This window comes from Cytobacillus mangrovibacter (assembly GCF_042865275.1).
Classification (GTDB): Bacteria; Bacillota; Bacilli; order Bacillales; family Cytobacillaceae; genus Cytobacillus; species Cytobacillus mangrovibacter.
In genome coordinates, this window is record NZ_JBIACJ010000009.1 from 62,131 (window position 1) to 87,791 (window position 25,661).

At 37.6% G+C, this 25,661-nt stretch carries 29 protein-coding genes; 23 read left to right on the top strand and 6 right to left on the bottom strand.

Annotation, left to right across the window (positions count from 1 at the left end):
* Positions 1–3 precede the first annotated feature (3 nt).
* From ACFYKT_RS16165 to ACFYKT_RS16185, 5 genes are read left to right on the top strand one after another with little or no spacing between them, the layout of a single operon-like run.
* Positions 4–1,152, top strand: coding sequence for an acyl-CoA dehydrogenase family protein (locus ACFYKT_RS16165; RefSeq protein WP_389221730.1), 1,149 nt, complete (start codon positions 4–6; stop codon positions 1,150–1,152).
* A 24-nt stretch (positions 1,153–1,176) separates the two neighbouring features.
* Positions 1,177–2,370 carry a thiolase family protein gene (locus ACFYKT_RS16170; RefSeq protein WP_389221732.1) on the top strand — a complete coding sequence of 398 codons (1,194 nt, stop codon included), beginning with the start codon at positions 1,177–1,179 and terminating at the stop codon, positions 2,368–2,370.
* A 14-nt stretch (positions 2,371–2,384) separates the two neighbouring features.
* The gene (locus tag ACFYKT_RS16175) at positions 2,385–3,365 is read left to right on the top strand and encodes a hydroxyacid dehydrogenase (RefSeq protein ID WP_389221737.1); all 981 of its coding nucleotides are present in this window, start codon (positions 2,385–2,387) and stop codon (positions 3,363–3,365) included.
* 21 nt (positions 3,366–3,386) lie between these two features.
* The gene (locus ACFYKT_RS16180; protein WP_389221739.1) at positions 3,387–4,457 is read left to right on the top strand and encodes a tartrate dehydrogenase; all 1,071 of its coding nucleotides are present in this window, start codon (positions 3,387–3,389) and stop codon (positions 4,455–4,457) included.
* Between the two features lie 33 nt (positions 4,458–4,490).
* On the top strand, positions 4,491–5,456 hold the full coding sequence (locus ACFYKT_RS16185) for an ornithine cyclodeaminase family protein (RefSeq protein WP_389221741.1): 966 nt from the start codon (positions 4,491–4,493) through the stop codon (positions 5,454–5,456).
* A 119-nt stretch (positions 5,457–5,575) separates the two neighbouring features.
* On the opposite strand, the gene ACFYKT_RS16190 is transcribed toward ACFYKT_RS16185, so the two are convergent.
* A complete protein-coding gene (locus tag ACFYKT_RS16190) occupies positions 5,576–5,779 on the bottom strand; it encodes a DUF2187 family protein (protein ID WP_389221743.1) in 204 nt (67 codons plus the stop codon).
* A gap of 163 nt (positions 5,780–5,942) precedes the next feature.
* On the opposite strand from ACFYKT_RS16190, the gene ACFYKT_RS16195 reads away from it, so the two are divergent.
* The 8 genes from ACFYKT_RS16195 to ACFYKT_RS16230 all read left to right on the top strand — a co-directional run bounded on the left by ACFYKT_RS16195 (position 5,943) and on the right by ACFYKT_RS16230 (position 13,496).
* On the top strand, positions 5,943–6,617 hold the full coding sequence (locus tag ACFYKT_RS16195; protein WP_389221745.1) for a TetR/AcrR family transcriptional regulator: 675 nt from the start codon (positions 5,943–5,945) through the stop codon (positions 6,615–6,617).
* 130 nt (positions 6,618–6,747) lie between these two features.
* The gene (locus tag ACFYKT_RS16200) at positions 6,748–7,212 is read left to right on the top strand and encodes a CBS domain-containing protein (RefSeq protein ID WP_389221747.1); all 465 of its coding nucleotides are present in this window, start codon (positions 6,748–6,750) and stop codon (positions 7,210–7,212) included.
* A gap of 151 nt (positions 7,213–7,363) precedes the next feature.
* A complete protein-coding gene (locus ACFYKT_RS16205) occupies positions 7,364–8,002 on the top strand; it encodes a pentapeptide repeat-containing protein (RefSeq protein WP_389221749.1) in 639 nt (212 codons plus the stop codon).
* A 145-nt stretch (positions 8,003–8,147) separates the two neighbouring features.
* A complete protein-coding gene (locus ACFYKT_RS16210; protein ID WP_389221751.1) occupies positions 8,148–8,783 on the top strand; it encodes an FMN-dependent NADH-azoreductase in 636 nt (211 codons plus the stop codon).
* Between the two features lie 268 nt (positions 8,784–9,051).
* Positions 9,052–9,234 (top strand): hypothetical protein, encoded by a 183-nt coding sequence (locus ACFYKT_RS16215; protein ID WP_389221753.1) that lies wholly within the window; start codon positions 9,052–9,054, stop codon positions 9,232–9,234.
* Between the two features lie 2 nt (positions 9,235–9,236).
* Positions 9,237–10,712, top strand: a complete 1,476-nt coding sequence (locus ACFYKT_RS16220) for a sodium:solute symporter family protein (RefSeq protein WP_389221755.1) — start codon at positions 9,237–9,239, stop codon at positions 10,710–10,712.
* Positions 10,713–10,865: 153 nt separating this feature from the next.
* Entirely contained in the window at positions 10,866–12,191 is a 1,326-nt protein-coding gene (locus tag ACFYKT_RS16225; RefSeq protein WP_389221757.1) for an alkaline phosphatase family protein, read from the top strand.
* 21 nt (positions 12,192–12,212) lie between these two features.
* Complete coding sequence (locus ACFYKT_RS16230) at positions 12,213–13,496, top strand: MFS transporter (protein ID WP_389221759.1); 1,284 nt, start codon at positions 12,213–12,215, stop codon at positions 13,494–13,496.
* Between the two features lie 88 nt (positions 13,497–13,584).
* Here the strand turns inward: ACFYKT_RS16230 and ACFYKT_RS16235 are convergent, their stop codons facing one another.
* Positions 13,585–14,292 carry a class I SAM-dependent methyltransferase gene (locus ACFYKT_RS16235; RefSeq protein WP_389221761.1) on the bottom strand — a complete coding sequence of 236 codons (708 nt, stop codon included), beginning with the start codon at positions 14,290–14,292 and terminating at the stop codon, positions 13,585–13,587.
* Between the two features lie 245 nt (positions 14,293–14,537).
* On the opposite strand from ACFYKT_RS16235, the gene ACFYKT_RS16240 reads away from it, so the two are divergent.
* From ACFYKT_RS16240 to ACFYKT_RS16250, 3 genes are all read left to right on the top strand, one after another.
* A complete protein-coding gene (locus tag ACFYKT_RS16240) occupies positions 14,538–15,476 on the top strand; it encodes a COX15/CtaA family protein (protein ID WP_389221763.1) in 939 nt (312 codons plus the stop codon).
* A gap of 233 nt (positions 15,477–15,709) precedes the next feature.
* A complete protein-coding gene (locus ACFYKT_RS16245) occupies positions 15,710–16,153 on the top strand; it encodes a DUF1641 domain-containing protein (RefSeq protein WP_389221765.1) in 444 nt (147 codons plus the stop codon).
* A gap of 37 nt (positions 16,154–16,190) precedes the next feature.
* Positions 16,191–17,372 (top strand): NAD(P)/FAD-dependent oxidoreductase, encoded by a 1,182-nt coding sequence (locus ACFYKT_RS16250; RefSeq protein ID WP_389221767.1) that lies wholly within the window; start codon positions 16,191–16,193, stop codon positions 17,370–17,372.
* Between the two features lie 119 nt (positions 17,373–17,491).
* On the opposite strand, the gene pepT is transcribed toward ACFYKT_RS16250, so the two are convergent.
* Together pepT and ACFYKT_RS16260 are read right to left on the bottom strand one after the other, a co-directional pair.
* Entirely contained in the window at positions 17,492–18,733 is a 1,242-nt protein-coding gene (gene pepT, locus ACFYKT_RS16255; protein WP_389221769.1) for a peptidase T, read from the bottom strand.
* A 109-nt stretch (positions 18,734–18,842) separates the two neighbouring features.
* On the bottom strand, positions 18,843–19,325 hold the full coding sequence (locus tag ACFYKT_RS16260) for a hypothetical protein (RefSeq protein ID WP_389221771.1): 483 nt from the start codon (positions 19,323–19,325) through the stop codon (positions 18,843–18,845).
* 126 nt (positions 19,326–19,451) lie between these two features.
* Here ACFYKT_RS16260 and ACFYKT_RS16265 point away from each other — a divergent pair, with 126 nt between their 5' ends.
* Positions 19,452–20,585 carry an amidohydrolase gene (locus tag ACFYKT_RS16265; protein ID WP_389221773.1) on the top strand — a complete coding sequence of 378 codons (1,134 nt, stop codon included), beginning with the start codon at positions 19,452–19,454 and terminating at the stop codon, positions 20,583–20,585.
* Between the two features lie 51 nt (positions 20,586–20,636).
* On the opposite strand, the gene ACFYKT_RS16270 is transcribed toward ACFYKT_RS16265, so the two are convergent.
* Positions 20,637–20,828: a small, acid-soluble spore protein, alpha/beta type gene (locus ACFYKT_RS16270; RefSeq protein WP_389221775.1), complete on the bottom strand. Its 192-nt coding sequence runs from the start codon at positions 20,826–20,828 to the stop codon at positions 20,637–20,639.
* 210 nt (positions 20,829–21,038) lie between these two features.
* Positions 21,039–21,233 carry an XRE family transcriptional regulator gene (locus ACFYKT_RS16275; protein WP_389221777.1) on the bottom strand — a complete coding sequence of 65 codons (195 nt, stop codon included), beginning with the start codon at positions 21,231–21,233 and terminating at the stop codon, positions 21,039–21,041.
* 217 nt (positions 21,234–21,450) lie between these two features.
* Here ACFYKT_RS16275 and ACFYKT_RS16280 point away from each other — a divergent pair, with 217 nt between their 5' ends.
* From ACFYKT_RS16280 to ACFYKT_RS16305, 6 genes are all read left to right on the top strand, one after another.
* Positions 21,451–22,185: a protein-glutamine gamma-glutamyltransferase gene (locus tag ACFYKT_RS16280; RefSeq protein ID WP_389221779.1), complete on the top strand. Its 735-nt coding sequence runs from the start codon at positions 21,451–21,453 to the stop codon at positions 22,183–22,185.
* A gap of 411 nt (positions 22,186–22,596) precedes the next feature.
* Positions 22,597–22,911 carry a metal-sulfur cluster assembly factor gene (locus tag ACFYKT_RS16285; protein WP_389221781.1) on the top strand — a complete coding sequence of 105 codons (315 nt, stop codon included), beginning with the start codon at positions 22,597–22,599 and terminating at the stop codon, positions 22,909–22,911.
* 159 nt (positions 22,912–23,070) lie between these two features.
* The gene (locus ACFYKT_RS16290) at positions 23,071–23,595 is read left to right on the top strand and encodes a hypothetical protein (RefSeq protein ID WP_389221783.1); all 525 of its coding nucleotides are present in this window, start codon (positions 23,071–23,073) and stop codon (positions 23,593–23,595) included.
* Positions 23,596–23,610: 15 nt separating this feature from the next.
* Positions 23,611–25,140: a flotillin family protein gene (locus ACFYKT_RS16295; RefSeq protein ID WP_389221785.1), complete on the top strand. Its 1,530-nt coding sequence runs from the start codon at positions 23,611–23,613 to the stop codon at positions 25,138–25,140.
* 212 nt (positions 25,141–25,352) lie between these two features.
* Entirely contained in the window at positions 25,353–25,472 is a 120-nt protein-coding gene (locus ACFYKT_RS16300; RefSeq protein WP_083953865.1) for a YjcZ family sporulation protein, read from the top strand.
* A 45-nt stretch (positions 25,473–25,517) separates the two neighbouring features.
* Positions 25,518–25,655 (top strand): YjcZ family sporulation protein, encoded by a 138-nt coding sequence (locus ACFYKT_RS16305; protein WP_389221787.1) that lies wholly within the window; start codon positions 25,518–25,520, stop codon positions 25,653–25,655.
* Positions 25,656–25,661: the final 6 nt, after the last annotated feature.

Consider the following 25,661-nt stretch of genomic DNA (forward strand, 5'->3'; position numbering starts at 1 on the left):
AAAATGGACTTTAAATTTTCAGAGGATATTGAAATGCTGCGTAAAGTAGTAAAGGACTTTGTTCAAGAAGAAGTAGAGAAAGTAGCAATGGAAATTGAGGAACAAGACGAAATCCCTGAAAGAATCGTCCATATGTCTAAAGAACTTGGCTTATTTGGTTTAGGGATTCCTGAAGAATATGGTGGGCTTGGCTTAGATATGGTTGGTAAATGCGCAATTTATGAAGAAATCGGAAAGACGCATAACGGATTTACAACATTAATTGGTGCACACACAGGAATTGGCTCTGTTGGGATTGTCGAGCTAGGAACAGATCAGCAAAAAGATAAATACTTGCCAAAAATGGCTAGTGGTGAATGGATTGGTGCATTTGCCTTAACAGAACCAAGTGCAGGATCTAATGCGGCTAATCTGAAAACAACTGCAGTAAAAAAAGGAGATCGTTATATTATTAATGGCTCCAAACATTATATTACTAACGCTGTTTGTGGCAATGTATTTACCGTTATGGCAGTAACAGATCCTTCAAAAGGGGCGAAAGGAATCACCTCCTTTATTGTTGAAAAGGATTTTCCAGGTTTTAAGCTAGGTGCGGTAGAAAGAAAAATGGGTTTGCGCGGGTCACATTCTGCCGAGCTATTTTTCGATGAAATGGAAGTTCCTGAAGAAAATGTCCTAGGTGAGGAAGGCAAGGGCTATATTAATGCTCTGAAAATTCTTGCGAATGGACGGGCGGGACTTGCCGCAAGAAACTTAGGCTCAAGTGAAAAACTTTTAGAGATGAGTATGGATTATGCGATGCAAAGAGAGCAATTCGGAAAACCGATTTATGAGCAGCAGGCTGTCCAGCATATGCTTGCTGAAATGGCGATGGAAATTGAAGTACTTAGATCGATCACATACCGAGTGGCTTGGATGAGTGATCAGAAGATGCGTGTTGTTAAAGAAGCAGCCATTGCCAAGCTTTACGGTTCTGAAGTATATAACAAAGTAGCTGACTTGGCTGTTCAAATTCATGGGGGAATTGGTTATATGAAGGATTACCCAATTGAACGATTTTACCGAGATGCCCGAATCACAAAGATTTATGAAGGAACAAGTCAAATTCAAAAGAATATTATTGCTGGTGAGTTAAGAAGAGAGTTCGTTTAATTAGAAGGGGGATGCGGCAGGAATATGAGGAATGTTGTCATTGTTGATGGGGTCCGAACAGCCATTGGGAAAATGGGAGGCGCTTTAAAGGATATTGAGGCAGATACATTATCAGAAGTTGTTATGAAAGAAATTTTGAGCAGAACAGGTATTGAGGGCAGAGATATTGATGAAGTGATATGGGGACATGCAAAGCAAAGTGCTGATCTGCCAAACCTTGCAAGACTAGCAGCACTTAAAGCAGAGATCCCAATTGAAGTACCAGGCTATACTGTTCACCGCCAATGCGCCTCAGGATTACAGGCCATTGCCAATGCAGTACAGGATATTATGTGTGGAGATAATGAGATCATCCTTGCCGGTGGTGCGGAAAGTATGAGTAATGCCCCCTATTACTTAAGAAATGCGCGATATGGATACGGAGCAGGTAATGCTGAAATCGTTGATTCAAATACAGAAAGTCAGCCAAGAGCACAGCCTATCAATGTATATGGACATTTAACGATGGGGATGACTGCGGAAAATCTTGCTGAGAAATATCATATTAGCCGGGAGGAGCAGGATGAATTCGCGCAAGAGAGCCAGGAGAAAGCTGCATCAGCTATATCAAATGGCCATTTCGAAGAAGAAATTACTCCTGTTGAGATCAAGAAAAGAAAAGAAACTATTCGTTTTGATCGGGATGAGCACCCAAGGCTTACCTCAGTGGAAAAGCTCGGTCAATTAAAGGCTGTTTTTAAGAAGGATGGGACTGTAACAGCAGGAAATGCCAGTGGAAGAAATGATGGGGCTAGTGCACTCATTGTCATGTCTGAGGAAGAGGCGAATAGAAGGGGACTTAAGCCGAGACTTCGATTTGTTTCCCAGGCATCGGCAGGAGTATCACCAGAAATTATGGGGATAGGACCTGTGCCATCTACAATTAAAGCATTAAAAAAAGCAGGTCTAACCTTAAATGATATAGATTTAATTGAACTAAATGAAGCTTTTGCAGCACAATCACTTGCCGTTATGAAAGAATTAAAGATTGATAGCAAGAAATTAAATGTTAATGGCGGTGCAATTGCATTAGGTCACCCGATTGGGGGGACAGGTGCTATATTAATGACTAAGCTTATGAAAGAAATGGAACGAAGAGGAAGTCGATATGGACTTGTTACATTATGTATCGGCGGTGGCCAAGGTCAAACTGTAATTGTCGAAAATTTAAGAATTTAACGGAGGGATTCAATTTGCCAAAACCAAAGATATTACAAATTCTCTCTATGTATCACATGGAGGGTGAGAAAATTCTTGCGGAAGGTGCGAATGTTATTCGTACCGATACGATTGATCCGATTGCCCTTTGTGAATTGGTTAAAGATGTTGATGGAATTGTTCTTCGTGCACCTGCAAAGATCACGAAAGAGATCATAGACGCTGCACCCCACTTAAAGGTAATCTCAGGAGCCGGAGTCGGTCTTGACAATATTGATGTCCAATATGCTACAGAGAAGGGGATTCCTGTCCTCCATGCCCCTTCTGTAAATAGTGTATCTACAGCAGAGCATGCCATTACTTTATTAATGGCATTAAGTAAAACACTTATCCCCTTTCATAAAGAGATGAGTAATGGCAACTACAATTCTCGCATGAGTCTGAAAACGTATGAATTAAAAGGGAAAAAAGCGGGTTTAATAGGTTTCGGAAGTATTTCAAAGGAAGTAGCAAAAAGACTAAAGAATGGGCTGGAAATGGATGTCACAGTTTGGGTGAGGAAATATGATGAACAAAAACATGGATTCGCCAATGAGTTGGGTATTCATGTGACAACTGATTTAGATTCTATTTTTCAAAACTCGGATTTCGTATCACTTCACATACCATTATCAGAACATACAAAGGGATTTATTAACCAACATCATTTCAATTTAATGAAGCCGTCTGCTTACCTGATTAATACTGCTCGGGGCGGGATCATTAATCATGAGGATTTATATGAGGCATTGAAACAAGGAAAAATGGCAGGAGCTGCCTTAGATGTATTCGATCCAGAACCTCCGCCAAAGGATCATCCAATCCTAACCTGTCCGAATGTGATCGTGACCCCGCATGTGGGTGGAACAACTGTTGAATGTAACTATATCATGGCAACTACTGTAGCAAGGAATGTTATCCAGTTGCTTAATGGGAAGGTACCCGAATACATTGGGAACTCAGTAAGTGATAAATGAAGAAGATTAGGAGCTAAAACAATGAGACATTATTCAATTGCATTAATTCCCGGAGATGGAATAGGCGTCGATGTCATTAGGGAAGGCAAAAAAGTATTAGATACGCTATGTGAACTTGATGGAGGCATCTCCATCGAGTACAAACATTTTGACTGGAGCTGCGAATACTATCTCAAACATGGCAAAATGATGCCTGATGATGGGTTAGATATACTTAAAGACTTTGATTCTATTTATTTAGGAGCTGTTGGATATCCTGGAGTTCCCGATCATGTTTCCCTTTGGGGGCTGCTGCTTCCCATTCGGAGGCAATTCCAGCAATATATCAATATTCGACCAGTTAAATTACTGCGGGGAATCCAGTCGCCACTTGCGAACCGCGGTGTTGATGATTTAAATTTTACTGTTATTCGGGAAAACAATGAAGGGGAATATTCCAGTATTGGCGGACGAATGTATGAAGGCACTGATATGGATATGGCTATTCAGAACAGTGTCTTTACGAGGTATGGAACGGAGAGAGTCTTGAAGTATGCATTTGATCTGGCCAATCAAGGAACAGAGAAGTTTTTGACGGCTGCAACTAAATCGAATGGAATCAATCATACCATGCCATTCTGGGATGAGTATGTTCGAAAGATAAACATGGATTACCCAGAAGTGAAAACGGATATTGTTCATATTGATGCGCTAAGTTCGTTTTTTGTAACAAAACCAGATGTATTTGATGTAGTTGTCGCTTCTAATTTATTTGGAGATATTCTTACTGACTTGGGTGCTGCAATTGTTGGGGGTATGGGTATCGCTCCATCAGCAAACATTAATCCTGAGAAAAAGTTCCCTTCGATGTTCGAACCAGTCCATGGTTCAGCACCTGATATCGCGGGTAAAGGAATCGCCAATCCGACGGCTGCCATCTGGTGTGCCAGTATGATGCTCGATCACTTTGGTGAATCTAATCTATCTGCTATTATGATGGATTCCCTTCAGGATGTTTTAGAAGAAGGTATTGTCACACCAGATTTAGGAGGCAAAGCAACAACTGAAGAATTCGGTGAAGAAGTTTGCAAGAAAATGCGAAGTAAATTTTAATAGGTTTTGTGATCAAGGAGGGAAGCTATTGTAATGAAATTCATTAAAGAGCATGATATTGAACGATTTTATACGATGAAAGATTGTATAGAAGATATGAAGGAAGGATTTCGTCTATACAATAACAAGAAAACATATTCACCGGTGCGAACAATATTGCATCATGCTGAATTGAATTCCAATACACTATTCATGCCTTCCTATATAGAAGATTTAGAGTATGAAACGGTTAAGGTTGTAAGTGTATTCCCAAATAATTCAGGTACTAGTCTACCTTCGTTGCAGGGAATCATCTTATTAACTGAAACAAGAAATGGGGAACATGTTGCAATTATTGAGGCAAGCGGCCTAACCGTTATGCGCACAGGAGCTGCCGCAGGTGTTGCCACACAATATTTGGCGAAAGAGGATGCGAGTTGTCTTTCTATTTTAGGCTGTGGTGCACAGGCAAGAGGTCAGCTTAAGGCAATGCTCGAGGTTAGACCAATTAAGGAAATATTTCTTTGGAACCGAACAAAAGAAAAGGCAATAGCGTTTAAAGAGGAAATTGAAAGGTTTCAAGAATGGACAGGGAAAATAGTTGTTTGCGAGGATGCTAATGAAGCTGCCTCTAAAGCAGATATTCTTGTTTTAAGTACGAAATCTGAGGAATCATTATTTGATGGAGATGTTCTAAAACCTGGTGTTCACATAAATGCAATAGGTGCTTATCGACCTGATATGAAAGAATTTGGTGCGGATACATTAAGGAAGGCGGATCAAGTTTGGGTGGATACATTAGAAGGAGTTCAACATGAATCAGGAGATCTCATTCAACCTGTGAACGCATCTTTATGGTCTTGGGATCAGCTTACTGGGGAAATTGCTGAATTAGTAACTGGTCTAAAGCAGGGGCGTCAAAGCCCTGAGGAAATTACCCTGTATAAATCTGTAGGTGTGTCTTATATGGATACAATTGCTGCAGCTAAAGTATATGAACAGATGCTAAAAAGGGGATAATAGAAAGTCTGAATAACGTATGTGAACGATACGCTAACTAGGTATCGCTCACATACGTTATTTGCGTTAATTAATAAAAGAAGATTCTCCATCTTGGAAGGGAGACTTTGAAGAGTAAGTTAAATACTAGGATTTACTAGTGTATAATTCCTGTGTGATACAGTTGTATAAGGTGTATCAATTCTCATTCGTTCTGCATCAGAATGACTGATATGAACAATGACACTTGATTCTTTCACTTTTACAACTTCCCCATTAATAGAAAGATTATTACGATTAAAAATGACTTTATCTCCTTCATTTGCTATACGGCTTATGGACATTTTCAACATTCCCCTATCTATTGTGAGATCGGAATACTAAGTAAGATGAGTGGTTAAAATATGAACTTTGGTTCAATTATTGCATTTGTATAATTGACTGTCAATTATAAAGTGAACTAAAGTTCATGTTTTTAATATGATATGATATGAGAGAGGTGATTTAATGACCAGTAGTGATGAAAGAACCTTTGTTGGAGCATTTCCTATTATTCCGAAGCAAGAACGAGCACAGCAAAAAAGAAGTGCACTGCTTGAAAGCGGCCGTAGTTTATTTATTGAAAAAGGGTATGAACAAACAACTACAAAAGATATTGCGTCCCATGCAGGGGTAGCGACAGGCACATTTTATCGGTATTTTTCTGATAAACGGCAGCTATTATTGTCACTGCTTGAAGACAAACTAGATAAATTAATGCCACCTGAACCTAATTGGATGCATCAGAATCCAGAACAATTATTAGCCTCTCTTCTTGAAAACTATACTAAGTCTTTGGAGACGATGGGAATTCATCGTGTATTACCTGAGTTATTGCCAAAGGACCGGGAATTATCAATGATCCTTTTGGAGGCAAGAAGGAAAATGCATACAAGAATTCTTTCAAGTTTACAACAGGCGAAGAAAGCAGGTCTAACATGGAAGGATTTGGACTTAGATACTGTCACATGGGCAATTATGATAATGGTCGAAAATAGTCCGGAAAAAACAGAGCATTCTGGAAGGCAGCTTGATTTTTTAGAAATGGCAAAGGTTATTTGTCGACTAGTCTTCCCGCCAGATATTATTCGGAATTTAGCAGATATTGAAGGAAACAAGCATGCAGGGGCAGAAGATAAGTGAAAGTGAATTCGGGTTCATATAAATATTGACATTAATAATCCTGCATGAAATACTTTAATGGAGAATTCTAATTATTAATACTGAAAAATGGTTATACTTTTTTGTATCTACTATTATGAGGTGATAAGCCATGAAGGTTAAAGAATTCATGATTGAAGATGTTATCATTGCCCATCCGAACGACAGCATTAAAGCAGTAATGACAATATTTGTCGAACGAAAGGTTGGCGGCTTGCCAATTTGTGATGATGATGGGTATTTACTTGGAATGGTATCCGATGGAGACATTTTGAGATCGATTAAACCAATTGAACGGCGTATTTATGATTTTGTTTTCTATATGGACTACTTAGGGGAAGAAAATTTACAAAGCCGTTTGAGTGATCTATCTGAAAAGGAAATCATCAAAATTGCAAAAACTAAAGGGATAATTACTGTTTCTCCTGAGGATGAAATTGAGCATGCAGTCACACTGCTATCAAAACATCACTTTAAGAAGCTTCCAGTTGTCGATCAGAAAAATCGAGTGGTTGGAGTGATCAGCAGAGGAGACGTTATACGAAAAATACAAAGATCCCTTTTGAAAGAAATGTAATGCAATGAATAAAGGCCGAACTCCAATATACCTGAAGATCGGCCTAGGAATCTTGTATTCATATAATTGTTCCCTTTTACTTATCCCCGTCTACCTATTCTCCCACTTGCGATACTATCCCAGAATCAAATAACTAAAGGAAGTGCGTAGTATGTCAATTAAGATAAAAATTCAGCAGCCAAGGATGCCACAAAGTTTACCACCTGCTGATTTTCATGAAATGAAAGATTCGTATTTAAATATGTGCATAATTAGTGATTGTTCAATTATCGGTGAAGAAATGAATAAAGTATGCTTTGAACAAGTTATTTTTAAAAATGTTACATTTATCGATGTATCATTTAGACATATAGAACTTATTGATGTTATTTTCGATAAATGCAATCTTTCCAATACTGATTTCAGTGATGGAATTATACATAGAGTCGAATTTAAAAACTCCAAGATACTGGGTCTTAATCTTTCTGAAGCCACTCTTGGCAACGTCCTTTTTCAAGATTGTAACGCTAATTTAAGTTCATTCGGATATGCCGATTTTAAACAGGTGAAGTATGACTCCTGTTCACTTCGAAATGCTGATTATTATGAGTGCAAATTCAATAAAGTGGATTTTAACCTATGTGATTTAAACGAAGCCAATTTTACTCGAACCCCGCTCAATGGCGTCGATCTAAGCAGCTGTAGCTTTAATCAAATAATAGTTTCAATAGAAGAACTGGATGGATGCAAAGTTACAACGGAACAAGCAATCGGTTTTTCAAGGTTAATGGGGTTGGAGATTAAAGAATAAATTGTTATGGGATACTATTTAAATACCGTCAATCTAATTAGTTGACGATATTTAAATAGTATTGTAGTATATCAACATGCCTCGAATTAAACATATTTTAATTCGAGGTAAAAAGAATGTTTAATAGTAAGGAGATATATATAATATGAACGTTTTAGTTGTTAAAGCAAATAACCGTCCTGCAGCAGAGGGCGTTTCAAGTAAAATGTATGAAGTCTTCATGGAGGAAGCTAGAAACGTATCTGGTATTGAACTAAATACATTTGATGTTTTCGCTGAGGATATGCCATATTTCGGCCAGGATTTCTTCAGTGCAATGGGGAAATCTGCTCAAGGTGAAGAATTAACTGATATTGAGCAGCGTATTGTTGCAGCTTCAACAAAAGTGATGGATGCATTTATGGCAGCAGATACAGTTGTATTTGCATTCCCATTATGGAATCAAACCATTCCAGCACCGTTACAAACTTTCATTGATTATATTTACCGCGCAGGAGTAACTTTTAAGTATACAGCAAATGGCCCAGTTGGACTAGTTCCAGAGAAGAAAGTGATCATATTAAATGCGCGTGGCGGAGATTACTCAACACCACAAATGGCACCACTTGAAATGTGCGTAAATTATGTAAAGCAAATTATGAATCTTTTTGGCATTCAACAAATAGAAGAAGTAATTATTGAAGGCCACAATCAATATCCAGACCGCGCAGAAGCAATCATTTCTGAGGGAATGGAGCAGGTAAAAGCAATAGCAAAGAAAATAGCGCCAGTACTCGTGTAATTCCAGTGCGGCTATAATTGAAAAAGGGCTGTCATTCCTTTAAGAGGGAATGAACAGCCCTTTTTGTTTATGAGCAAAGCCCCTTTTAAAAGTAGATTTGAATAAAATGGCAAGAATAAACAGAAAATAAGTATGCTCTATTTCCGAATAAAGGAGTTAGAGCTATTTATATTTATAAAATAGTGTCTTTACACATGTATATTCTAATGTATAATAAGTTTGTTGAATGCCATATCCTTTTAACTTATAGAATGATGGAGGTGATCTTTTGAAATCTAAAGAATTAAAATGGGCGCTTATTATTCTTGTTATTATCTTGCTAGGTTATATTCTCCCATATACTTTACTTACAAACGTAGCGGCATGGTATGGAAGCTTTTTATTGTGGACTATACTTGCCCTCGTCATTATAGTAATCAATTATTGTATATCAAGGAAATGGGGTGAATAAAAGTGAGTACAAATATGGTTTGGTGGACAATTGCCATTTATATCATTATTTCATTAATTGTTGCTTATTTATCAAAAAGTGAAAAACAAACAAATATGGTCAGTTACTTTTTAGGGGATCGCAAGTTAGGTGGATTCGTATCTGCGTTAAGTTACAGTGCGACAACTTATAGTGCTTTTATGCTAGTTGGATTAGCTGGTCTAACTTATAAAGGCGGAGTCGGTGCATTTGGTTTTGAAATTATCTATTTTATGGGTGTCTCATTAGTTGCTTTTTTTGGTCCAAGATTTTGGTTAGTAGGAAAGAAATATGGATATGTAACACCAACAGAGATGTTAGGTGATCGTTATAATAATAAAAAGGTTGCAATGGTTGTTTCTATTTTTAGCTGCCTTTTCTTAATTCCGTACAGCGCTGTTCAACTTGCAGGAGTTGGCTATCTGTTACAGGGGATGACGAATAATGCAATTCCGTTTACAACAGGTGTGATCATAGCTACAGTTCTTGCCGTTGTTTTTTCCTATATTGCTGGAATCAGATCAGTTGCATGGACGGATTCATTGCAAGCCTTATTCATGATTATTTCTGCAACTTTAGTCGTTATTCTTATCATTAATGGATTAGGTGGTTTGGGAGGGTTTTTCCAGACAATTGAAACAAGTAAGCCTGAATTATTGACGGTTCCTGGAAATGGATTCTTTAGCTTTTTGACCTTCTTGGGATTAACGATTCCGTGGTTTTTCTTTAGCTTATCTAATCCACAAGTAAGTCAAAGATTGTTCATGCCTGCATCATTAAAAAGCTTAAGAACGATGCTGATGGGCTTCTTAATATTTGGTTTTATTTATACGATTGTCTCTGTTGTATGGGGTTTTTCTGCTATGGCTTTATTCCCGGATTTGGCCAATGCCGATTTAGCAACTCCCAAAATATTATCCTCTGAACTAGTTCCACCAATTCTTGGAGCTATTGTTATGGTTGGGATTATGGCTGCAGCGATTTCAACGATTGATTCCATTCTACTTACATTATCTTCACTATTTGCAAGAGATGTATATGGAAATATTAAGAAAGATTCAAGTGATAAAAGTCAACTGCTTGTTGGGAAAATTATAATTCCAATTATTGCAGTTTTGGCCTATGCATTTGCGCAATTTAATGTGAATTTAATTGCTGTCTTGTCAGTTGCTTCCTCTGCTGGTTTACTTGTTGCTGTACCAGCTATTATTGGTGCTTTTTTTTGGAAAAGAGGAACAGCCGCTGGAGTTATTGCTAGTGTAATTGTAAGTGGGATGATCGTCATTATTTTTGAACTAGCCAAACTAAAACCGCTTGGACTTGCTTCAGGTATTTGGGGAATTGTTATTTCTACTTTGCTTTTTATTATTGTTAGTTTGATGACGAAAGCACCAGAGAAGAAGGCAAATGAATTTATGACCTATTTAAAGACAGAACTTCGAAGAAATAAAATTGTTTAACTCATATTGTTTTACGAGGACCTCATACTGTAAGAGGTCCTTTTTATTATTGTTTTTTACAAAATTCATAATAAATAAATAATATATTCATAGGACTCTCTCATATATAATGGTAAAATAAATGGAAAGAGTTACAAGTGGAGGATCATGGTTGTGACAGGTTTAACTAAAAATATGATCGTTATTTCGTTTGATTGTTTATCTGCATTAGATTTCTCGTACATTCATACACTTCCTAATTTTCAGCGGGTTTTTCAAAAGGGCTCTTATGCTAGAAATGTGGAAACGATATATCCTTCGGTTACTTATCCTTGTCATGCAACGATTGTGACAGGGAATTATCCTAACCGTCATGGAGTAGTAAATAATACTTTATTGCAGCCAGGTGTATCATCACCAGATTGGAATTGGTTTCGTCGTTCGATTAAGGGCACAACATTGTATGAAGAAGCATATAAGGCCGGCCTGACTATTGCCGCACTTCTATGGCCAGTTACTGGGAAGGCTAAAAGTATTCAGTACAATCTGCCGGAAATTTTTCCGAATCGGCCGTGGCAAAATCAAATCTTTGTTTCATTAATGAGCGGTACGCCTTCCTATCAATGGGAGCTTAACAGACGTTTTGGACACTTGAGGAATGGATTAAACCAGCCAGAACTAGATGACTTTGTTTTAGAATCAACTGTGCACACGATAAAAATAAAAAAGCCTAATTTATTGCTTGTTCATTTTACTGATTTAGATACGATGAGACATAATTATGGTGTATTTTCAAATGAAGCAACAGGGGCTATTTATCGTCATGATCAAAGACTTGGACGAATATTGGATGCGCTTGAAGAAAGTGGCAAGGCTGAGGAAACAACCATTGTAATCCTTGGAGATCATAGTGCATTAGATGTAAATAAAGCGATTCACTTAAATATTGTTTTTCGCGAGAAGAATTTAATGACTGTTGATTTAAATGGGAAAATAAAAGACTGGAAAGCATACTGTAATGGATGTGATGGTTCAGCCTATATTTATTTGAAGGATCCAAACGATTTGGAAACAAAAGAGGCTGTGAAGGAGATTCTAGATGAATTAATGGTTGACCCTGACAATGGAATAGAGAAAGTAATGTCAGGAGAAGAGGCTGGCAGGAAAGGAGCTGATGCTACTTGTGCCTATATGATAGAAGCACGCAAGGGGTATTATTTTCTTGAACATCATCATGGTGAATATTTGAAGCATATTTCACATGAAGATGTTTGGAAAAATAATAAATATATGCTTGCTTGTCATGGGTACTCACCAGAAAAACCAGATTATACAACTTTCTTTCTTGCTTCTGGAAAAGGAATTCTCCCTAATGAGGTTATTTCTTCTATGCGCCTTGTCGATATCGGACCAACATTAGCTAGATTGCTAGGTTTGAACTTAGGTCAAACAGATGGGAAAGTGATTGACCAAATCATCAATGCAGAATCAATATTATAGGTCACTAAAGGGGGGCGTTTAATGAGAAAGATGTCCAAACCCGAACGCAGTTGGGTTTTTTATGATTGGGCAAACTCAGCTTATTCTATTGTCATCGTAACTGCTATTTTTCCTTTATATTTTAAGTCTGCTGCAACAGAGGCAGGAATTTCAGCTGCCACATCTACAGCATATTGGGGATATGCCAATTCATTTGCTACACTCATCGTCTCGATCCTAGCCCCATTATTAGGTACAATTGCTGATTTTAGAGGCTTTAAAAAGAGGTTTTTTACTTTTTTTGCCTCATTAGGAGTCATCTTCACTTTATTGCTTGCAATTGTACCAACTGAGCAATGGCTGGTCTTATTAATTTGTTTTGTTGTGACCTCCATTGGTTTTGCAGGGGCAAATATCTTTTATGATGCATTTCTTGTCGATGTCACGAGTAATGAACGAATGAACCGGATTTCTGCCAATGGATTTGCATTAGGGTATATCGGAAGTACCATTCCATTTGTTATTTCAATTGCTATTATTATAATGGCCCAGCAGAACATTATTCCTTTGTCTGTTGGTGTTGCCAGCCAGATTGCATTTGTTATCACTGCATTATGGTGGGGACTCTTTACGATGCCAATGTTGAAAAATGTGGAGCAAAAATATTATGAAGAACGCGTTCCCAACCCAGTAGCTACAAGTTTTAAAAAGCTATTTGTAACAATTAAAAATATTAAAGCCTATCGTGCGTTATTTCTGTTCTTGTTAGCGTATTTCTTTTATATTGACGGTGTTCACACGATCTTTACAATGGCAACTGCATATGGATCTGATATAGGGATTGGGTCTACAACCCTACTAGTTGTTTTATTTGCCACTCAAGTGATTGCTGCCCCTTTTACTGTGCTATTTGGGAAGCTAGGACAAAAATTTAGTGATAAGAAAATGATCATGACGGGTATTCTTGTATATATAGGAATTTGTATATATGCCTATTTCTTGAAAACAGCAATAGATTTTTGGGTTCTTGCTATGCTTGTTGGAACCGTTCAAGGTGGAGTTCAAGCTTTAAGTCGTGCCTATTTTGCTAAGCTTGTACCAAAGGAATCTTCGAATGAGTTTTTTGGATTTTATAATATATTTGGAAAGTTTGCCGCAATTGCTGGCCCCGTTCTAGTTGGTGCGACTGCTCAAATCACTGGAAATACGAATAGCGGTGTTTTTAGTCTAGTTATTTTATTTATAATCGGTGGTGCTCTTTTACTGCGTGTGCCGAGCCATGGGGGAGTTCATACGGATCAAACTGTATCAAAGCCTATGAATTAAGATGGTTAGTTTATAACAGAATTCCCAAAAGCTGCATTCTAAAAAAGGAATGCAGCTTTTCTTGATCCAGCAGCTGCCTGACACTCAATTATTTTGCTGCTGTGACAATTAATGCTGGTGATTGAATGGAATAAGGTGCCTCATTAAAGTTTCCAAATGTATTAATTTGTTCAAATCCAGCTCTTTCAAGAAGTGGGAGCAGTTCGGCAGCAGTTGCTGGGTATAAAGGAATAGTGTTTGACTGTGATTTCCCATCTACAAGTAAGGTCGTTGTAAACAGAATCTTTCCATTTTGCAGGTCATAGCTGCGCTGAAACTCAAATTCATCTTTCTTAATTACTGGAAAATGAAAGTCCTGATTTGCTAACACTTTTTCAAAGTTCACAATTTGAAAAATGAGTGTCCCATTCTCATTTAATTTCTTATAAGACTGCTGGAAAAATTGACTGAATTCCTCCAACGTATTTAAATGGGCAAGAGTGTTGCCAATGCAATAAATTCCGTCGAATCCTTCAGGGAAATCCTCTAGCTGCTGCATCGATTTTGTTGTGACATTTATTTGTGTTTTACCTTCCTCTGCTTTTACAAGAATCTGTCCAGCCATCATTTCTTCTGGTTCAGTGGCAGTAACAGCGAATCCATCATTAGCAAGAGATAATGCCATATTTCCTGTTCCTGCTCCAACATCTAATACTTTTCCACCTTTTTTTAGGTTTGCTGCAAGAAATTGCTTTGTTTTATCGTTCATGGGGAAAATGTGATCATAATAGGGTGTTATCACTTTATAAAATGGCATCTAGTAATCATCCTTTTCATTTGAATTATCTAAGTGTATCTTAACTATACGGAAATAATGAAAATAATCAGTGACAAGTATCATCATACAATGATCTTTTTTTGAAAACTCTTATTGTATAATCCCTTTTTTTGTAAAAACTTAATCAGTTTGATTAAGTTTGTGATTCATATCACCGAAAACTAGATTTCTATTTGTTAAAATAGAAATAAAATTCGAAATATTTATAAAAAGGGGTGTGGAGATTGAAATTAGCACGAATTGCATTTTTCACGATTCTACTTACATATGCTTTAATTGTCTTTGGAGGATATGTCGCTTCTTCTGAATCTGGAATGGGGTGTGGACCAGAGTGGCCATTATGCAACGGAAGTGTGATCCCTATTTTGCAAGGAGATACACTAATTGAATTTGCTCATAGGGTGATTGGCGCTATTCTTGGTGTAATGGCCATCGTATTATTTGTTAAAATCCTTCGAGCTCAATTAGATAGACGTATTCGTTCGGTAGCGTGGGGAATGATCTTCTTATTAACTGTGCAGATTCTCTTAGGAGCTGTTGTTGTTGTTCTTGATTTGCCGTCACTTATCGTGTCTGCTCATTTAATCATTGCTATGATTTTCCTAGCGAGCCTCATTTGGTTATGGAGAAGTTTCAACAAAATGGATTCAAAGTATAAAATACAGTCAACGACTTTAAATGCTAGAAAACGAAAGACTATTCTTACTCACCTGAACGTAATCATCGTTCTTCTGATCTTAACTCTGGCATTTGGTGCCTTTATAAAACATGAATCATATGGGTTGGCATGTGGGTGGCTGGGATGTGGCGATTCGCTACTGCCAAGTACGATACCAGGAATCTTTCAAACATTACATAGAGTTCTTGCGGTCGTTTCAACGATATATCTTTTCTTATTAGTTTTTTGGGCCTTTTCAAAAAATTGGGGTGCTGCTCTGCAAAATCGCCTTTTAATGGCAGTATTTGCTGTTATCATCCAATTGATTATTGGTGTATTAACAATTGTTAGTTATCTTGATATTCCTTGGGCAGTCCTTCATTTAGCCATTGGAACTGCTTTGTTTGGGATTGTTTATGAAGCACGAGCTTTTGTTGGCATTCATATGCCAGCAACAAGAAGACCAAGAATAACGGTTGAAGAGGACAATAAAAGTTATTTGTAAATAGACAAATAGTAACCTTAAAATACTATTCCATTATTCTGGAATAGTATTTTTTTATCATAAATATATAATTGAAATTCTGAGAGGATAGGAGTATAGTAGTTAAGGGGTAACTGGAGAGAAGTTGGCAAGTGAATTTTTTTTGAATTACTTTGTGAAATATCATACAAGTCACAATTTCCTTTCAGTTTTTTATTTTCAAACTATTTATTAATGCAAAGGGGAATAGAAAAATGACAGCTACGCTTACACAAACAAAGCCTGAACAAGAATTTTTCGAAATGTCTTCCACTCAAGAAAAACTTGATATTCTTGATCAGCTATTAAAGCCAGAAGTGCAAGAATCCTTAACAGCCTTAGTTGAGCAGTTGCCAAAACTAACTGAACTTATTAATGTATTAAACAAGTCCTATGACTTTGCACAATCAGTTGCTACTGATGACGTATTAAAGAGTGATACTGTTGGCGCAATTAAAGAAATGGTAGATCCGGTTAAAGATTCTGTGAAAAGTATTGCTGCAACTGCAATTGAAGCAAAAGACCGTGCAGAAGAGAGTCACGATGTTATTGGCCTTTTCGGTCTATTAAAAATGATTAAAGATCCACAAGCGCAGAAACTTTTCCGTTTCATAACAGCCTATCTTGAAGTTTCTTCTGAACGCAGCAGTCAAAAATAATTCTTTCTATACAACAAAGTAAGGACGTGGAAAAATAATGACTAAACATATTGTTATTCTAGGTGCAGGTTACGGCGGCCTTCTTTCCGCTTTAACTGTTCGTAAATATTTAGATAGTAAAGAAGCTTATGTTACAGTAGTAAATCAGTATCCAACACACCAAATTATTACTGAACTTCACCGTCTTGCAGGTGGAACGATTTCTGAACAGGCAATCTCAATGCCATTAGAGAAGCTTTTCAAAGGAAAAGACATTGATTTGAAAATTGCTAAAGTTGAATCGTTTTCAGTAGATAACAAGAAAGTGAATTTATCTGATGGTTCTACTCTTACTTATGATGCGCTTGTTGTTTCATTAGGTAGTAAAACAGGCTATTTCGGTATCCCAGGACTTGAAGAAAATAGCATGGTTCTTAAATCTGTCGATGATGCCAATCGTATTTTCAATCATATCGAAGGCAAAATTCGTGAGTACGCAAAAACAAAAAATGAAGCAGATGCAACGATTGTTATCGGCGGCGGCGGTTTAACTGGCGTAGAATTAGTCGGTGAAATTGCTGATAATATGCCGAAAATCGCTAAAAACTATGGCGTAGATCCAAAAGAATTAAAGATCAAGCTTGTTGAAGCTGGTCCGAAAATTCTTCCAGTTTTACCAGATCATCTAATTGAACGTGCAACTGCAAGCCTTGAAGCGCGTGGGGTTGAATTCTTAACAGGACTGCCTGTAACAAATGTAAGCGGCAATGAGATTGATTTGAAAGATGGAACGAAAATTGTTGCGAATACATTCGTATGGACGGGTGGCGTTCAGGCACTTCCAATCGTTGAAGAGTCTGGTCTTACTTGTGATCGCGGCCGTGCAACTGTTAATGAATTCCTTCAGTCAAGTTCACATGAAGATGTATTCGTCGTTGGGGACAGTGCTGTTGCATTCCCTGCAGAAGGTGGCCGTCCGTACGCGCCAACTGCTCAAAATGCATGGCAAATGGGAGAGCTTGTTGGTTATAATCTGTATGCATACCTTCAAGATAAAGCATTCGAATCTTTCGCACCAGTGAATTCTGGTACACTTGCTAGCCTTGGACGCAAAGATGCTGTTGCATCTATTGGGGCAAACAATACAGCACTTAAAGGACTTCCAGCAACACTTATGAAAGAAGCGAGTCATGTTCGCTATTTATCGCATATTAAAGGATTATTCAGCTTAGCTTATTAATTCTTTGAAAATGATATATTGGAAAGAACCCGTGTAAAGCAATATACACGGGTTCTTTTTTGTACAATTTCAGCTATTATATTTGCGAAAAACAAATTAATTTTGCAAAATGAACAGATTTATTTGCAATTCTCTTTTTCCTCAAAAATTCGAATGATATTTATGATCACGTTCGTTGCTTTCACCATATTATTAACGGAGATAAATTCGAACTTTCCATGGTAGTTTTCGCCGCCTGTAAAAATATTAGGTGTTGGAAGTCCCATATAGGAAAGTTGAGAACCGTCTGTTCCACCGCGGATTGGCTTGACAATTGGAGAAATGCCTAATTGCGTCATTGCTTCATAAGCAATATCAACAATCTCCTTCACTGGTTCGATTTTTTCCTTCATATTATAATACTGATCCTTCAATTCTAGAATGATATTGTCTTGACCGTATATTTCTTTCAATTCATCAACAATTTGTTTCATTTTCATTTTACGGCCATCAAAGTTTGCCTTATCAAAATCACGAATAATATAATTAAGCACAGTCTGCTCGACATCCCCATTAATAGAAGAAAGATGGTAGAATCCCTCATAACCTTCAGTATATTCAGGTGCTTCTTCAGCTGGAAGTCTCTTGTTAAATTCCATTGCTATTTTCCCGGAGTTCACCATTTTTCCTTTAGCTGTTCCCGGATGAATATTGTTTCCCTTTATTGTAATCTTAGCAGAAGCGGCATTAAAGCTTTCATACTCGAGTTCTCCGAGCGGCCCACCATCTACTGTATAGGCATATTTTGCCTGGAAAGCAGCGACATCAAATTTTTGTGGTCCTCTGCCGATTTCTTCATCAGGTGTAAAGGCAACTCTAATTTTTCCATGCTTTATCTCTGGATGATTAATTAAATATGCCATTGCTGTCATTATTTCAGCAATTCCTGCTTTATTGTCTGCACCAAGAAGAGTAGTCCCATCAGTTGTAATTAAGGTATGTTCCTTATAATTATGTAATTGGGGGAAATCTTTTGGTGAGAGCAAGATATGTAAATCTTTATTTAAAATAATATCGTTTCCATCATAGTTTTCAATAATTTGCGGCGAAACATTTGTACCAGTAAAATCTGTTGCCGTATCCAAATGTGCAAGGAACCCGATTGTTGGAATCTTTTTATCTGTATTGGCAGGAAGGGTTGCCATTACATACCCATTTGCATCCATCGTTACTTCTTCCATGCCAATTGATTTTAATTCATCGACTAGCATGTTAGCTAAAGTCAGCTGTCCAGTAGTAGTGGGACATGTTTCACTGTCTGCGTTGGACTGAGTGTCTACTTTTACATAGGTAGTCAATCGTTTGATTAAGTCATTATTCACCTTTTAAACATCTCCTTCAAATAAATCATAGTGAATTGCTTTTTAATTCAACTTCTATTTTATCATAGAGTGATGGTTTTATATGTCAAACTGTTTCGTATCCCTAACCTTAAATAAAGACATGGAACAACACAAATCCGAAAAAGATAAAAGCCATTACATAATGAAACCTTCTTCTTTTACCCGAAGCCTTCCATCTCCGCAATAATCCACTATATAAAAGGATAAGAAGTATTCCGATTGTGACAGCACCACTGACTGTTTTCGCCTTCCAGAGCTGTTCAAAGTGGGCAATAATCATTACAGCTGCGTGGATTATAATCAAAATAGTGGCTGTAATGGCTATAGGAACATGATACTTCATCATTTTTTTTGAAATCTTTGCAAGATTTACTTTTACATTCCTTATGTGGCTCTTGCGGATGAGGAGGAACACAAAATACATATTGATATTAATTAAAAACAAAATAAAAGCTGCCTGTGCAATAATTTTTCCTAATAATATATAGTTTGAATCAAATCCTTGAAACAAACTCCACAGAATAATAATGAAAACGGTCAAGATATTAATGATTAGCCACCTTGCAATCATAGGATCCCTCCTCGCATTTACTTAAATATATCATTTTTCTTTCAATAATTTTCATTTTTGTATATCATTCAATCATAATGTTTTTTAAATTCATTGATTATTTTGTTTTGAGGGAGGTTTATCAGATTGGATCCTATTTCATTTATTGAGCAACAGAGAGAACAAATTTTTCACTTATTTAATGAGCTGCATCAATTGGCAGAACCAAGCTGGCATGAGGAAAAAACCTCAAATTATATAAAAGAAAAGCTAATGGACGCTGGTTTAACTGTTCAAACATTTAAGGATCATTATGGACTTGTGGCTGAATTTAAGGGGGAAAAGTCAGAAGTGATCGCCCTTCGTGCAGACATGGATGCATTAGTGCAAGAAGTGGATGGAATAGTAAGAGCCAATCATTCCTGCGGACATGATGCCCACAGTACAATGGTGCTATTTGCAGCTCTTGCGCTTGCTAAATCGCAACTTCAACTGAAACATACAGTCCGCTTTATCTTTCAGCCTGCTGAGGAAAAAGCAGAAGGCGCACTGAAAATGATTGAAGAAGGCGCATTAAGAAATGTGAAATTCTTAGGCGGGGTCCATTTGCGCCCTAGTTTTGAGGTTCCTTATCAAATGGCTTCTCCTGTGATTATCCATGGGTCGACAGCAAGTATTAAAGGAATAATTAAAGGTGTACAGGCACATGCTGCAAGACCAGAAGAAGGGAATAACCCACTTGAAGCGGCTGCCATATTAGTACAGGCAATTAGGCAGATCCGGTTAAAGGACCCTCATCCCTATTCGATTAAAATAACTGAGCTATACGGTGGAGAGGCCTCCAATTTGATTCCAGAATCAGCGAAATTTACATTTGATTTAAGAGCTGAGACAAACGAAACAATGGAAAAGTTAATAACAAAAGCGGAGAAGACGATTCAGAAGATTGCGGAGCTGACAGAAACGAATATTCATGTAAGTGTTGAGGAGTATTCGCCAGCTGCCATAAAGAATCAAGCAGCAATTACTCTTGCCGAAAAAGCAGTTGCTTCAATCCTTGGTGAAGGGAATCTACAGCCTATTTGTCAATCACCTGGAGCGGAGGATTTTCATTTTTACACGTTAAAGAATCCGAATCTATCAGCTACAATGATTGGATTAGGCTGTGGTCTTCAGCCTGGATTGCATCATCCGAAAATGACATTCCAAAAAGAAGCATTGATTTACGGAACGAAGATACTTGCGAAGCTATTAGTAGAAGCTGACCAAAAGCAGTGGTGAAATAAAGTGAAAAAGACCCTGAAAAGGGTCTTTTTCTAGAAATCATCATGATTAGCTTTGTTGATTTCTAAGCTGCTCCTCGGCCATGGCTACTAGACGCTTGGTCATTTCGCCACCGACAGAACCATTTGCTCGTGCGGTCGTGTCAGCACCAAGCTGAACGCCAAACTCTCCCGCAATCTCTTGTTTCATTTGCTCCAATACATTTTCAGAACCGGGTACCAAAAGTTTGTTTCTTGCCATGATGATCACTCCCACCACGATTATTTGAGCAATTAGCTAATTGCTCGCTATTAATTTAACCGATTATAGGAATCCTGATTCATCGATGGCCTTTAGCCTTAAGGGGGTCGTAATGTTGTGGAATCACAAAAATAGTGCCTAAGCATCTGCAGCTGGTCATGAGCAGCTACTTGTATAGGTAATTGATGGGTTTAGAGGCTTGGAAGGGTATCACATAAAAGGTGGTATCCCCTTACTGAATTCTGAAACTAGGGACGCTATCGACTGCAGCTGCTGCTCATCCAGGTCAAAGGCAACTTTAATCTTATTTTCTAAATTGGATGTTACTCGTCTTTTTCCAATTTCTACTAAGGCGATTAGCGAAAAACTGCAACTTACAATTTTGGCAAAATCACGTTGTGTCATATTATAGCTCTCACGTATAAATTTAATAATCTCTTTATTCATTTTCTCACCTTTTAATAAAATCAATTTATTTTATTAAGGTAGCACTTAAGGTATGTTTTTGTAAAGCTATTAATTCAAATAGGCACAACTTGGAATGAAAATAGGCCAAATCTGGAACCCTCTGCTTCCAAACCCCATAAGGTAAATGAAGAACCTTAGGAAGGTTGGGAATAAGATGATTGTTATTACTAATTATGGTCAGAAACCGCCTATTGACCGCTTTCAAGGTGTGCAACGGGAAATTTACCTCGCATTAGAGAACAGTCCATTAATACATTCGTACGATTCTCTTCATGAATTGTTATTTGATATCCAATTACGGGCAAATATTATCTCAGCTGCAAGACAGCTTCATGATAGCAAAGTATCATTTGCCCCATTTAATACTTCTAAATTCAATCCGAAAATCTGGAAGAAAACAAAGTATGGATATTTACTTGATCCGGCTGTCTTGCCGTCAGATGCCATAAAGGATATTTTTAATAATGGAGAAGAATATGCATTTGAATGTTCAACGGCGATTGTAGTCATATTTTATAAAGCAGTTCTTGATTCAATTGCTACAAGTTATTTCAATACTTTATTCCAAAGACTTCTTGTTTGGGATTGGAATTATGATCAGGATTTAAGCATTATTACAAAAGAGGGAAGGGACTTTATCCCAGGGGATGTAGTCTATTTTTATAATCCAGATTTTGCCCATCCTGTTTGGACAGGAGAAAATACGGTATTCTTAGGCAGTGGGTTATATTTCGGACACGGAATTGGAATTGAAACGGCTGACGGAATGATAGAGGCTCTTAATACATTAAGAAAAGAAAACTCAACCCAATCGGCCTATCTCATCTCACAGCATAGCCGACTGAACCCCAAATATTTATCGCAATTTACCAGATATCGTTTAACTTAATGGCTGTTTTCTAAAAGATTGTAGTTTTTGAATAGGTTGGTTGCATAATGGGGGAGAGTTTACAAAAAAGTTGTTGATTGGAGCGGAAGGTGCGAGACTCCTCGAAAATGCATCCGCATTTCCTCGTGCGGTGTCCATTCAAGAAGCCTATTCAACGTCCTGCGGGAGTAGTGGGACAGGTGAGACCCCGCAGGAGCGATTGCTCCGAGGAGGCTCAGCGCCCACCCCGCGGAAAGCGAGCATCCTGGAGCGGAAATCAACCTCTACCCAAGAATGTATACTTAATCGAACTAGCCGATTTTTATTAAAGATAAAGTGTGATGTGATTCACTACTTTATCTTTTTTTATTTTCTATAATGATAATAAATATCAATTGAAGTATGAAGTCACCATTTTTAGGAGGAAAACCTATGAGTAACGAACTAAAGGATAAAATTTTTGAAGAACTTGAGTTAGTTATTGATCCAGAATTAGGCATAGATGTAGTAAATCTAGGATTAGTATATGAAGTAAATATAAATGAAGAGAATGATGTACACGTAGTTATGACGATGACTTCAATGGGATGCCCGATGGCTGGCCAAATTGTTAGTAATGTAAAAAGCGCAATCCTAGATAATATAGAAGAAATAAGTAAGGTGGAAGTAGATGTAGTTTGGAGTCCACCTTGGACAAAAGACAAGATGTCCCGCTATGCACAGTTGGCGCTTGGCATTCATAGATAATAACGGACTTCTTAATTAAATGAAGTAGTTTTCAAAGACGTACGGGGAACAAATTGTTCTTCGTGCGTTTTTTTATTGGAATTTTGAAACATTTCCAGTTCTTCATTCGTATACAAAGTAAGCCAGAAATAGCAAAAATCGTAAAAGGGGGTGTGAAGTATGGAGTTATTTGATATACCTATTCAAACACTTTATTTATACACATTAGTTATTTCCGGCAGTTTAATCATCCTTTACTTATTTTTTGGGGACATGGTAGAAGGGTTATCTGAAGCAACAGGATTTCTTAATCCTGTGCTTGTACTCGCATTTTTAACCTTTTTGTCAGCAATCGGCTATTTATTAGAATCCTTGACAGGGATGAATAGTCTTATCATTATTGTTATTGCTGCAATCGCTTCACTTATTTTAGATACATTATTAAATGTTTTTGTACTTATTCCATTGGCAAATACGGAAGAATCACTTGTTTACACAGAAGATTCATTAAAAGGAAGAATTGCATCGGTTATCATTCCGATACCTAAGGACGGATTTGGAGAAATTCTGATTGAAAGCATAAGTGGAAGGATATCTAAGCCTGCTGCTAGCTTTGATAATACAATCATCGAAGAAGGTAGAAAAGTTCTTGTCATCGATGTGAAGGATGGAGTTCTATACGTTGTGCCACGGAATGAATATTAGATTGGGGGAAGGAAAATGCTTACGATTTGGATTGTAGTAGGAATTGTTGCTTTTTTAATAATTGCTTTATTGGGAGTCTTCATTACAAAATATAGAACAGCAGGTCCCGATGAGGCACTAATTGTAACTGGCAGCTATCTAGGCAGCAAAAATGTCCATGTGGATGAATCTGGAAATAAGATAAAGATTATTAGAGGTGGAGGAACATTCGTGCTTCCTGTATTCCAGCAGGCTGAACCTTTAAGTCTATTATCTAGCAAACTGGAGGTTTCTACTCCAGAGGTTTATACCGAGCAAGGTGTTCCAGTGATGGCAGATGGAACGGCAATTATCAAAATCGGCGGTTCAATTGGTGAAATTGCAACAGCTGCAGAACAATTTCTTGGAAAAAGAAAAGAAGATCGTGAAAATGAAGCGAAAGAAGTTCTTGAAGGACATTTAAGATCAATCCTTGGTTCAATGACTGTCGAAGAAATCTACAAAAACAGGGATAAATTCTCACAAGAAGTTCAAAGGGTTGCATCACAGGATCTTGCTAAGATGGGTCTAATCATTGTTTCTTTTACCATTAAAGATGTTCGTGATAAAAATGGATACCTTGATTCATTAGGTAAGCCAAGAATTGCTCAAGTTAAGAGAGATGCCGATATTGCCACAGCTGAGGCAGAAAAAGAAACACGTATAAAGCGTGCGGAGGCTGATAAAGAAGCACAAAAAGCTGAGCTTGAAAGAGCGACAGAAATTGCTGAAGCAGAGAAAGAAAACAAAATGAAGATGGCCGATTATCGTAAGGATCAGGATATTGCAAAAGCTCGTGCGGACCAAGCCTATGATCTTGAAACTGCTCGTGCTAAGCAGGAAGTAACAGAACAAGAAATGCAAATTAAGATTATTGAGCGTCAAAAGCAAATTGAACTTGAAGAAAAAGAAATTCTAAGAAGAGAACGCCAATACGATTCCGAAGTGAAGAAAAAGGCAGATGCCGATCGTTATGCGGTTGAGCAAGCAGCTGAAGCAGAAAAGAAAAAGCAATTTGCAGAAGCAGATGCGAATAAATATCGAATCGAAGCACAGGCGAAAGCTGAGGCTGAGCGTGTAAGAGCAGATGGTCTAGCAAAAGCAGATTCACAGCGTGCTCAGGGTGAATCTGAGGCAGATATTATCCGTCTGAAAGGTCTTGCTGAAGCCGAAGCGAAGCGGAAAATCGCCGAAGCATTCGAACAGTATGGTCAAGCAGCAATTATGGATATGGTCTTAAAAATGCTTCCTGAGTATGCGAAGCAAGTGGCAAGTCCTTTATCCAATATTGATAAGATTACTGTTGTTGATACAGGCAGTGACAGCAAGAACGGCGGAGCGAATAAAGTAACGAGCTACGCGACGAACCTTATGTCAACTATGCAAGAAAGTTTAAAAGCGTCTTCAGGCATTGATGTTAAAGAGCTATTAGGAAACTTCTCAGGTAAATCCAATATTCGTGAAAGCTTAGACAAGTTAGCGGTGGAACTGCAGGAAAATAAGAAAGTGGATAATAATGGGGAATAATCTGGTATTCATTCTGATTTAAGTAAAAAATAGCCCATTTTTTGAATAAAAATGAAGGTGGAAATCTGTATAATGTCCATAAGAATGGGGTCCTTTCCTATAAGGACCTCTTTCTTATGTAGGGATATCACCTAAAATTGTGCATTCGTCTATCGCACAATTTAGGGTAAATGAATAGGATATATGGAAACAAACAAAGGAGGTATTTGAACATGGGAAATGAATGCGGAGGCGTGGGTTACGGTGGAGGCTTCGCTCTACTTGTAGTATTGTTTATCCTATTAATTATTATTGGTGCTTCTTGGGGTTACGGCGGCGGTTACGGATATTAATAAATAGGAAGAAATTAATTTAATTTTGCAAGGAGGAGAAACTATATGTATGGTTACGGCGGCTTTGGTTATGGTGGCGGTTGCTGTGGAAATGTAGGAGGAGCTGGCTACGGCGGCGGTTTTGCATTAATCGTTGTCCTTTTCATCCTTCTTATCATTGTTGGCGCAGCTTGTTTTAGATAACGGAAT